At 62.6% G+C, this 9,222-nt stretch carries 10 protein-coding genes and 1 tRNA gene; 2 read left to right on the forward strand and 9 right to left on the reverse strand.

What is annotated here, in order from left to right:
• Positions 1-39 precede the first annotated feature (39 nt).
• From AC3AYF_RS09605 to AC3AYF_RS09625, 5 genes are all read right to left on the reverse strand, one after another.
• Positions 40-1,491, reverse strand: a complete 1,452-nt coding sequence (locus AC3AYF_RS09605; RefSeq protein WP_295036774.1) for an NAD(P)H-dependent oxidoreductase — start codon at positions 1,489-1,491, stop codon at positions 40-42.
• Between the two features lie 15 nt (positions 1,492-1,506).
• On the reverse strand, positions 1,507-3,060 hold the full coding sequence (locus AC3AYF_RS09610) for a tripartite tricarboxylate transporter permease (RefSeq protein WP_487779676.1): 1,554 nt from the start codon (positions 3,058-3,060) through the stop codon (positions 1,507-1,509).
• Positions 3,061-3,085: 25 nt separating this feature from the next.
• Positions 3,086-3,577: a tripartite tricarboxylate transporter TctB family protein gene (locus tag AC3AYF_RS09615; RefSeq protein ID WP_295036776.1), complete on the reverse strand. Its 492-nt coding sequence runs from the start codon at positions 3,575-3,577 to the stop codon at positions 3,086-3,088.
• Positions 3,578-3,630: 53 nt separating this feature from the next.
• Positions 3,631-4,644 (reverse strand): Bug family tripartite tricarboxylate transporter substrate binding protein, encoded by a 1,014-nt coding sequence (locus AC3AYF_RS09620; RefSeq protein WP_295036778.1) that lies wholly within the window; start codon positions 4,642-4,644, stop codon positions 3,631-3,633.
• A gap of 121 nt (positions 4,645-4,765) precedes the next feature.
• Positions 4,766-5,806 (reverse strand): 4-hydroxythreonine-4-phosphate dehydrogenase PdxA, encoded by a 1,041-nt coding sequence (locus AC3AYF_RS09625; protein WP_487779677.1) that lies wholly within the window; start codon positions 5,804-5,806, stop codon positions 4,766-4,768.
• Positions 5,807-6,035: 229 nt separating this feature from the next.
• Between AC3AYF_RS09625 and AC3AYF_RS09630 the strand changes: the two genes are divergently transcribed.
• Together AC3AYF_RS09630 and AC3AYF_RS09635 are read left to right on the forward strand one after the other, a co-directional pair.
• Positions 6,036-6,701, forward strand: a complete 666-nt coding sequence (locus tag AC3AYF_RS09630; protein WP_295036782.1) for a GntR family transcriptional regulator — start codon at positions 6,036-6,038, stop codon at positions 6,699-6,701.
• Positions 6,702-7,359: 658 nt separating this feature from the next.
• Positions 7,360-7,433: transfer RNA gene (locus AC3AYF_RS09635), tRNA-Gly, on the forward strand.
• Between the two features lie 66 nt (positions 7,434-7,499).
• Here AC3AYF_RS09635 and AC3AYF_RS09640 read toward each other — a convergent pair.
• The 4 genes from AC3AYF_RS09640 to AC3AYF_RS09655 form a co-directional block, all read right to left on the reverse strand.
• On the reverse strand, positions 7,500-7,898 hold the full coding sequence (locus tag AC3AYF_RS09640; RefSeq protein ID WP_295036784.1) for a hypothetical protein: 399 nt from the start codon (positions 7,896-7,898) through the stop codon (positions 7,500-7,502).
• Positions 7,899-8,193: 295 nt separating this feature from the next.
• Positions 8,194-8,343 carry a hypothetical protein gene (locus AC3AYF_RS09645; protein ID WP_295036785.1) on the reverse strand — a complete coding sequence of 50 codons (150 nt, stop codon included), beginning with the start codon at positions 8,341-8,343 and terminating at the stop codon, positions 8,194-8,196.
• 80 nt (positions 8,344-8,423) lie between these two features.
• Positions 8,424-8,621: a hypothetical protein gene (locus AC3AYF_RS09650; RefSeq protein ID WP_295036786.1), complete on the reverse strand. Its 198-nt coding sequence runs from the start codon at positions 8,619-8,621 to the stop codon at positions 8,424-8,426.
• A gap of 175 nt (positions 8,622-8,796) precedes the next feature.
• Entirely contained in the window at positions 8,797-9,117 is a 321-nt protein-coding gene (locus AC3AYF_RS09655) for a hypothetical protein (RefSeq protein WP_295036788.1), read from the reverse strand.
• Between the last annotated feature and the right edge of the window lie 105 nt (positions 9,118-9,222).

Here is a 9,222-nt window from a genome sequence, read left to right on the forward strand (position 1 = left end):
GCATGGCAGCAGCGATGGGCCAGTCGGTAAGATCGGTGGTCATCTGGGGGCCTCGATTCTGGGGGGCTCGATAGTGGCGTGGGTCGATGTCATGGCGTCGGCGAAGAACAGCGCGTCCTGATCCTGGCGCAGCTTCCACAGCGATGAGCTTTCGTCGATGGCTACATCGCGCAGGCGAATGGGCTCGCCAGCGCGGACCGGGCGCATCAACACCCGGTTGGCGGCGAGATAGTAGGGCAGTGGCGCGTCGTCGCCGAGCGGACTGGCCGGCACCAGCGCCGACGATACGCGGTCGATGCTGTGATGGTGGCCATGGGCGGTGAGCGTGGTGCCTTCGCTCAGGTTGGATCCAGCCACGGCGATCAGGTCGACATGAGGCCTCGGCTGGGCGACGCTGCTGGGAACGCCGCGGCGTACCATTTCCAGCAGGGTGGTGGCGGCTTCCAGCCCGAGCAGGTGGCGGGGCAGCGGCAGCATGGCGCTGTCGCCGCGCCGGCCGACCAGATGGCCTTTCTCGGCCAGCATCTGCCAACTGGCGCGATCATGGCCGCGCACGACCACGAATACGCCGCCGGCAAGACTGAACTCGTCCGGCCGACGCAGGCAGTGGAAGACCTCCAGCGCCGGCGTTCGCGTCAACAGGCCCCCGTCGGCAGTCGGCACGAACAGGTCGGCGATCTCGCCGAGACGGGCGATGGGGTAGTGCAGTGATGGACGATCCGGCATCACGCCGGTCGCGTTGGCGACGATCGCCATCTCGCACAGGTCCGGCACCGCGTGCTGCGGCAGTGCGCCTGCCAGGCGGGCGCGATCCGCCATCCACTGGCGGTGACCCTCGCTGTCCAGCCCCGCGGGCAACTCCCAGCGCTCCCCGAAGCCGCGGACGTCGATGCGCTTGCCATTGCTGGCCAGGGTTTCCGTCGATGGGTCGAAGACGAAGTCGTATTCGCTCGACTTGCCCGCGGCGAGGATCTCCAGGCCCACCGTTTCGGCCCAGCTGACCAGGCCGATCGCCAGCGCCGGCTGATCGCCATCCACCGGGCTGATCACGCAGCCGCGCTTGCGGGCCATGGCCGCCAGGCCGGGGCCGACCACGCTGTCGACCTCCTTGGTGACCAGGGCCACATGGTGGCCGGCCTCCAGCGCCAGCGCGGCGTGACGGGCGCCGGCCTCGGGGTGACCGGTGGCCTCGATGACGACGTCCAGGGGGAGGTCGATCACGGCTTCCAGCCGGTCGCCGACGATCCAGTCGCCTCGGTCCCAGGCGCGGCTGGCTTCTGCCGGCGTACGGCAGTGGCGGATTCGGGCCGACTCGATACCGGCGTCGACCAGTGCCTTGGCCGCGAGCGTCGGATCCAGGTCGATCACCACGCGCGCCTCCACGGCAGCCAGATGTCGTGCGTGGAGGATGAAGCTGCGGCCGAAGCCACCCGAGCCGATCACGCAGCAGCGAATCGGGGCGTCACCAGCGAGATAGTGGGAGAGATGCATCGGTAGTTCCTTGTCTCAGGGACGCGAGTCGGGGGTTGCCGGCTTCGAGGCCTGTGGCTGCTGGCGATGCAGCCGCCGGCGCCAGCCTCTCAGTCCCAGCATGCGGGAGAACAGCGGCCACACCAGCATCAACACCCCGAGCCCCATGATCGTGGTCACCAGCGAGTTGGACCAGAACACGGTCAGCGAGCCGTCGGACATCACCATCGACTGACGGAAGGCTTCCTCGGCGCGATGACCGAGCACCATGGTCAGTACCAGCGGGGCGACCGGGTAATCGAGCTTCTTGAACAGGTAACCCAGCAGGGCAAAGAACAGCAGCAGCCAGAAATCGAAGGTGGAGTTGGCGACCTGGTAGACGCCGGTGAAGATGACCGCCACGATCACCGGGCCGATGATGGCGAAGGGCACCCGCAGGATCGAGGCGTAGAGCGGTACCGTCGACAGGACCAGGATGACCGCGACCACGTTGCCCAGGTACATGCTGGCGACCAGTCCCCACACGAAATCGGGGCGGGTGATGAACAGCATCGGCCCCGGCGTCAGTCCCCAGATCATCAACCCGCCCATCATCACCGCCGCCGTTGCCGAACCCGGCACGCCGAGTGCCAGCATCGGCAGCAGCGCGGAGGTCCCCGCGGAGTGGTCCGCCGCTTCCGGCGAGACGATGCCGTTGGGCTCGCCCTTGCCGAAGCGTTCTGGATGCCGGGAGAAGCGTTTGGCGATGCCGTGACTCATGAACGAGGCGGCGGTCGGCCCGGCGGGTGTGATGCCCATCCAGATCCCGATCAGGATGCTGCGGATCAGCGATGCCCAGTAACGCGGCAGCTCCGCCATGGTGCGCAGGATATCCCGGACCCGGATGCGGCTCTTGATGCCATTGAAGCTCAGGCCCTCTTCGGTGGTGACCATGAGTTCGGCGATCCCGAACAGCCCCATGACCGCGACCAGGAAGCTGATGCCCTTGACCAGATCGGGAATGCCGAAGGTCAGGCGCAGCCCGCCGGAGACGCTATCCATTCCCACCGTGGCGAAGGCCAGTCCCAGCATCATCGAGACCAGCGTCTTCGACGGCGCGCTGGAACTCATGCCGATGAAACTGCAGAACGCCAGGAAGTAGACCGCGAAGTACTCCGGCGAGGAGAACCTGAGTCCGAACTGGGCCACCGAACTGGCCAGCAGCGTGATCATGACCACGCCGGCGAGCGCACCGAGGCCGGCGGACATGAACGCCAGGGTCAGCGCGCGGGTCGCCTCGCCGTTGCGCGCCATCGGGTAGCCGTCGAAGGTCGTGGCGACAGACGAAGGGTCTCCCGGGATGTTGAACAGGATCGAGGTGGTGGAGCCGCCGAACAGCGCCCCCCAGTACATGCAGCTCAGCAGAATGATGGCCGAGACCGGGTCCATGGTAAAAGTCAGCGGCAGCAGCAGCGACACGCCGTTGGGGGCGCCCAGCCCCGGCAGCACGCCGACCAGCATGCCCAGCATCACGCCACTCACCATGATCAGCAGATGATTCCAGGTCAGGATGGTGGCAAAGCCATCCATCAGCAGTGATAGGTTGTTCATGGTGCGATCCCCTGAAGACGGGCGCTTAGTAGATGCCGAACGCGTGCTCCAGGGGGCCTTTCAGCAGCGGCACCTGGAATACGAGTTCGAACAGCAGGTAGAAGCAGACGCTGATCGCCACGCCGCTGGCCAGCGATCTCCACCAGGCGTAATGGCCCTGCAGACGCATGGCGAACAGCACGTAGAGCGTGGTCCCGACATAGAGCCCCAGCAGTAGCGAGACCACCGCGAAGCCGAGGATCGGCAGGACGAATCGGGCGAGGGACTTGAGCCTGGCGGCGTCCAGGAATATCTCGTCCTTGTGGCGATGCCCGACGATCGTGCGCAGCAGGTTGACGCCGCTACCGGCAACGATCAGCACGCCGATCCAGAACGGGAAGTAGCCTGAGTCCGGACCGCTCGGGGTCCACCCGGTACCGACCTGCCAGGCGCCGTAGCAGATCGCGAGACCGATTCCGCCGGTCAGCAACGCCGTGGCGATCTCCATGCTGTAACGGGAAATGCCGTTGTGGGTCATGCTGATTCCCTCCGAGGCGTGGCGGGCGCCAGTGGCTGCCCGCCGGCGTGGGCTCAGGACGCGTGCCAGCCTTCCTGTTCGAATACCTTCCTGACGGTCTCGGCGTTGTCATCGATGTACTGCTCGAGCTCGTCACCGGTCAGGAACTGACTGGTCTGCACGGTCCGGGTGGTGTAAGCCTTCCACTCGGGGGTCTCGCTGACCTTCCTGAGCAGCTCCTGGTAGTAGGTCACCGCCTCCTGGGGCGCGTCGGCCGGCAGCCAGACGGTCCGCGGCATGCGGTATTCGCTGATGTCGATACCCTGGGAGATGCAGGTGGGGATATCGCCCCAGCCCTTGTCTTCGTAGACAGGCTCGCCCTTGGGCAGCTGTTCCGGGCTGAACACGCACAGCGGTTTGACCATGCCGGCCTGCCACTGGCCGAGGTTCTCGTTGGGGTTGTTGACGTTGGCGTCGACGTGGCCGCCGGCCAGCTGCACCAGCGCCTGGCTACCGCCGTTGAAGGGCACGTAGCGGAAATCGGCCCCGGTGGCCTCCTCGATCATGCTGACCAGCGTCTGGTCGGTGTCCTTGGACTGACTGCCGGCGAACTGCATCTTGCCGGGATTCTGCTTGGCGGCGTCGATGAAATCCTTGGCACTGGCGTAGTCGGCATCGCCGTTCACCCAGATCAGGAATTCGTCCATGGCCATGGCCGCCACCGGTTGCAGATCCTCGGCGGCGTAGGGCATTTCGCCGACCTCGGGCAGCAGGTACTCGTTGTTGGTGCCGAATGTCAGCTTGTAGGGGTCGTCCTTGGAAGAGGCCGAATAGACGTAGCCCTCGGCGCCGCTGCCACCGCCCTTGTTGGAGACGATGATCGACTCGTCCATCAGCTTGTGCTTGCCGATGATCGACTGCACGGTGCGTGCGAAGGTATCGGTACCGCCACCGGCGCCGGAGGTCACCACGAACTCGACGGGGCGCTCCGGTTGCCAGGCCAGCGCGCTCCCGGAAACGGTGAGTGCGGCAAAGAACAGGGCCAGAGGCTTGAGCTGATGGGCGGAAAGGGGGTTGCGCTTGTACATGGCGTTTCTCCTGTCGGTTCTCGCGTTGTTGCTCTTGTGGGTGTCGCTCGTGAGCTGTCTCGTTGAATCGGACTTCCACTACCCTTCACCGCCACCGGCAACCGCCCGTGGCGGTGAAACTTCAGACGCCCGCCCTGCGCGCCTGGCCCGCCATGCGTGCGGCAAGCAGCAGCGCCTGTCGGGAGGCACCGAGATCGGCGATGCCGCGGCCGGCGATGTCGTAGGCCGTGCCGTGGGCCGGGGTACAGACGGGAAACGGAAGGCCGCCGAGCATCGTCACGCCGCTATCGAACCCCATCATCTTCATCGCGATCTGACCCTGGTCGTGGTACATGGTCAGCACCGCGTGGAACCCCTCCTTCACGGCGCGGAGGAAGACGGTGTCGGCGGGGAAGGGGCCTTCGACGTCCATCCCCTGTTCGCGCGCGCGCCGAATCGCCGGCTCGATGATGTCGATCTCCTCCATGCCGAAGCTGCCGCCATCGCCGGCGTGGGGATTGAGGCCGGCAACGGCGATACGCGGACGATCATGCCCGGCCTGCTGAAGGCAGCGGTGGGTCAGCGTCAGCTCGTCGACGATCGACTCCGGGCTCAGGGCCGCGGCGACGTCTTTCAGTGGGATGTGGGAAGTGACCCGTGCATTCCAGACCGATTCGAGAATGTTGAACTCGCGGGCTTTGCCGTCGAAGCCGATGGCGTCCGCCACGAAGCGAATCTCGTCGTCGTAGCCGGGGTTGGCATAACGCATCGCTTTCTTGTTGAACGGGGTGAAACAGACCGCATCGACCTGACCCTCATTGGCCAGTGCGAGCGCGCGGCGGAAGTTGGCCGAGGCGAATTCACCGCCGGCCGGGGTGGCCTGGCCCTGATCGACCGCTTCCAGCGCCAGGTTGGCGAGATCGAGAAAGGCCGGTGCGGTCGCCAGACCCTCGAGCGGACTTCGTCCGTCGACGACATGGAGTGGCGGCGAGAGGCCGGCGATGCGTGCGCCTTCGTCGAATATTCGACGATCGCCGATGATGACCAGGCGGACGGCCCGGTTGACGGTATCGTCCGCTGCCAGCTTGGCCGTCAACTCGGGGCTGATGCCGGCAGGATCGCCCATCGCCAGGGCGATGACCGGCAACTCGGAAGCGTCTTTGCGCGAGGGTGAAGGCGTCATGATATCTCCTGGTCTCTGAGGCGGCGTGCCCGGTTGAAAGGAGATTGCGCTTAAAATCAAAATGTATACATTATACGTTGGTATTGAGGCGAAGGCGTCGGCAAGCGCAGTATGATGTCTCCACGCTGTTCGGCAGGGCCGTGTCTCACGGACGGCTCCCGGCTGAATCGAGACATTCCAGCAGGTGCCTATTTCGACGAACGAGTCCCCATACATGAAGAGATCAGCCATGTCCGACACGACGTCGCCACGTTCCGCGATTGCCAGACACTCGCTTCACGATGCGATCACCAGCCATCTTCGTGACATGATCATCGAGGGCGAGCTCGAGCCGGGGAAGCGGATCTACGAAGGACCACTTTGCGAACGGCTCGGCGTCTCGCGGACGCCGCTGCGAGAGGCGCTGCGCTATCTGGCCAGTGAAGGGCTGGTGGAACTGACGCCGCAGCGCGGTGCCTCGGTTCGCCACTTTTCGGCAAAGGATATCCAGGACATGCTGGTGCTGATCCGCACGCTCGAGGAGTTGGCGGGGCGCCTGGCTTGCGGCGAAGCGAGCGACGAGGAGATCGCGGGGGTCCGCGAGCTTCATGACAAGATGCTGGATTACTATCGTGACGGGAATCGTCTCGATTACTACAAGACGAATCAACGCATCCACTCCGCCATCGTTGCGCTGAGCCATAATGAATCCCTGATCCAGGTTCATGGCTCACTCCAGTCGAAACTCAAGCGGGTGAGATTCATCGGGCACGAAGGCGAGGAGAAGTGGGCCGCGGCCGTTGCCGAACATGAATCCATGATCGAATCTCTCGAGCGACGGGATGCGACAGCCCTGGTGGCGGCCTTGAGCGAACATCTCGAGCATGCCTGGGAACGGGTGCGTGACGTCGTCTGACGGACGCCTGTGATGAACCAGCCGTCGCCGAAAGCGAGGGAAAAGGTAGGGTTTATTCTATTTTGCCGGCAATGTCTTACAAACTTGTCGTCAATAACTTACAAAAGATCGGATCATCCGATCTATTTTCTCCCCAGGAGAGAAGATAAGATGACGGTTCGTTGTAGATCCTTGGTTCCCCGACTTCGGTCGGGGATTTTTTTATGGGTCTTATTTATCGTTGCTTTGCGCTTTTGCCGCTACCGTCGCCCGTTCGTTTCCCGCTTTCTGCTCCAAGCCTTCGTTACAAATTGCTACCGAATACTTCCTTTTTAATTAACTCGGGTAGATTTTAAAATCACCGGTGTGTGTGCAAAATCGTGTGGTTGCTCAGTGGATGCCTTCTACCAGATGACGACTGAATTGTTCAGGCGTCGGTTGTTGGCCAGGGACGACATCAGGGAAAACCTCCAGGGAAGGCGGTGCCAGGGAAGCGGGATCAGCGATTCCCGAACCGTCAGCCGGTCAGGCGCAGGCTGATTGAGAGCCCGGCCCTCGTCAGGAGGGCCGGGCTCTCTCTTGCCGGTAGACGCTAGGGTGTACGACCGGGGATGGGGTGGGCGGCAGGAGAATACGAGCTTGCAAACGCCAAGTCTCCGGATTTACGATCAAGCCCGCGGCGGGTGTAGCTCAATGGTAGAGCAGAAGCTTCCCAAGCTTAAGACGAGGGTTCGATTCCCTTCACCCGCTCCAGACACTCCCGCTGTCACCGTCCTCTTTCCTCCAGCCCGGTCTGGCTCGTCGATTTTCAGACAGAGCTTAATTGACCAATCGCCGCTTCATCAGGCTCTTCATCACCTGCTCTGCCGTTTTGCGGGGTTGTGAGCCGCGTCTCGAGAGAGTCTCCTCTGCCTCACTGGCTTGAGCCGTTGCCTTTGTTGGCCTCGAAGCGAGATCGCTCTCCTCGAGGCTTTCCTCTGTTGGCTCGATTTTGGGAGGGAGCCCCCGGGGTGAGTGAAAATCGTGCTGCCATTCGAAACGCGCGTTCTTGAGTCGCTGGCGGTGGTGGTGGCGATTCAGCCACCTCGCTTCTTCAATCGCGGCAGGGCGGTTGAAATAGACGTTCATGCAAGCCCCTTCCCGATGAAAATCGGCGACCACGAAGTGTTCCATTGGGGTATTGGGGTTGACCGTTCGAACGAAGTAACGGTTTGACATGCGTTGGCTCCCATCATCGCTGGTGCTGGATCTCGTTTGATATGTAAGGAGTACGCACTCAGCTTTCCTTTGGATGCATGTCGAATATTATCTTTCTTGTCATCGTAATGTGAAGAAAGAGCGATACAGCTAGATGTCTGGTTAATTTTATAACTTGGTTTCAAGTGCGCTTTGCTGTCCGAAAGCCATTCGAGACGTCAAAGCACCGAAGGGACAAGCGCTTTATCGACGCGCATTGTCGTGATTGGATTGGAGAAGCAGGAGCCGGTGTTTCCAGGCGGGGAGGGGGCCACCCCTAGCGAGACTTGGGACCCGCCTCGGGCGTCGAGTTCCCCTTGCGGCGCTGGTATTTAGCGTATGCCTGCTTGGCCGTGCGCTTAGCCTTTTCACGGTTCTCCGGCTTTCTCAGCCAGTTGGCGATGGCGGCGCCGATCATCTTCTTCATGGCATCATCCCGATCGTTGGTGGTTGCGTCCGTCGTCAGAGATTGTGCGCTGTGCAAGGTCGTCATTCGTGCCGGCCATATCAATCGACGCTTCCGATGGGAGCCGTATCGTTGCCGTTGAGGCGTTCGGCTTCCATCTCGGCCTCTTCCGGGAAGGCGTGCCGGGAGGCGATCCAGCAAGGCTCGGCACCAGCGTCGTAGCGTTGATCGACGACCAGCCACTCTGGCGCCCGCTGTGTTGCATTGGTCGAGGAGTGACGAACGACAAACGAGTTCAAGGTGGGGGCTCCTTTACGGGTCGGCGCTGTCAATGTGAATCGGCCCGGCGTCTGGAAATGCCGTGGACGGCATTTTGTCAGGGCATCGGGCCGGTCACACCACTTGGCTCAACAGCACTCCGTTCTCGTAGCGTGAAAAAGGGGCCGAAGCCCCTCGGCTATCGCCAATAGCCCATCACTGACTTTCGATGGCATCGCCAGCCGCGTCGCTGTGGCCCTCGGCGTCGATGTCGTCCAGGTCTTCAGACTCCTGGATATTCGTCTTTTCGCTCGTCTCGGCCTCGACCGCGTCCATGGACTCATTGGCAGCATCGCTGTGGCCACTGGCCTTGTCCGAGGCCTGGCTGCCATCCGTCGTGACGCCGCTGCCCGTGTTCATGGGTTCGTTGTTCGCCTGCTCGGCTTCTTCCATCGCGTCGCTTTGCGCGAAGGCGCCACCGGCGACACCCATCAGCATCATGGCGGCCATAGTGGAAACGATCAGATTCTTTCTCATGACAAATTCCTTTTGCGTAGAGGATGATGGCTGCGACAGGCAACCCGGTGCACTTTTACTGTAGTTCATAAATTTCATTCGGCTAAAAATTAGATGGCGTCAGCT

It is taken from the genome of Salinicola sp. (assembly GCF_982684285.1).

Bases quoted from the DNA above. Each gene is read 5' to 3' on its own strand.
- AC3AYF_RS09640 (WP_295036784.1), bottom strand. From the start codon at position 7,898: ATGTCAAACCGTTACTTCGTTCGAACGGTCAACCCCAATACCCCAATG.
- AC3AYF_RS09620 (WP_295036778.1), bottom strand. From the start codon at position 4,644: ATGTACAAGCGCAACCCCCTTTCCGCCCATCAGCTCAAGCCTCTGGCC.
- AC3AYF_RS09615 (WP_295036776.1), bottom strand. From the start codon at position 3,577: ATGACCCACAACGGCATTTCCCGTTACAGCATGGAGATCGCCACGGCG.
- AC3AYF_RS09655 (WP_295036788.1), bottom strand. From the start codon at position 9,117: ATGAGAAAGAATCTGATCGTTTCCACTATGGCCGCCATGATGCTGATG.
- AC3AYF_RS09645 (WP_295036785.1), bottom strand. From the start codon at position 8,343: ATGAAGAAGATGATCGGCGCCGCCATCGCCAACTGGCTGAGAAAGCCG.
- AC3AYF_RS09610 (WP_487779676.1), bottom strand. From the start codon at position 3,060: ATGAACAACCTATCACTGCTGATGGATGGCTTTGCCACCATCCTGACC.
- AC3AYF_RS09625 (WP_487779677.1), bottom strand. From the start codon at position 5,806: ATGACGCCTTCACCCTCGCGCAAAGACGCTTCCGAGTTGCCGGTCATC.
- AC3AYF_RS09630 (WP_295036782.1), top strand. From the start codon at position 6,036: ATGTCCGACACGACGTCGCCACGTTCCGCGATTGCCAGACACTCGCTT.
- AC3AYF_RS09605 (WP_295036774.1), bottom strand. From the start codon at position 1,491: ATGCATCTCTCCCACTATCTCGCTGGTGACGCCCCGATTCGCTGCTGC.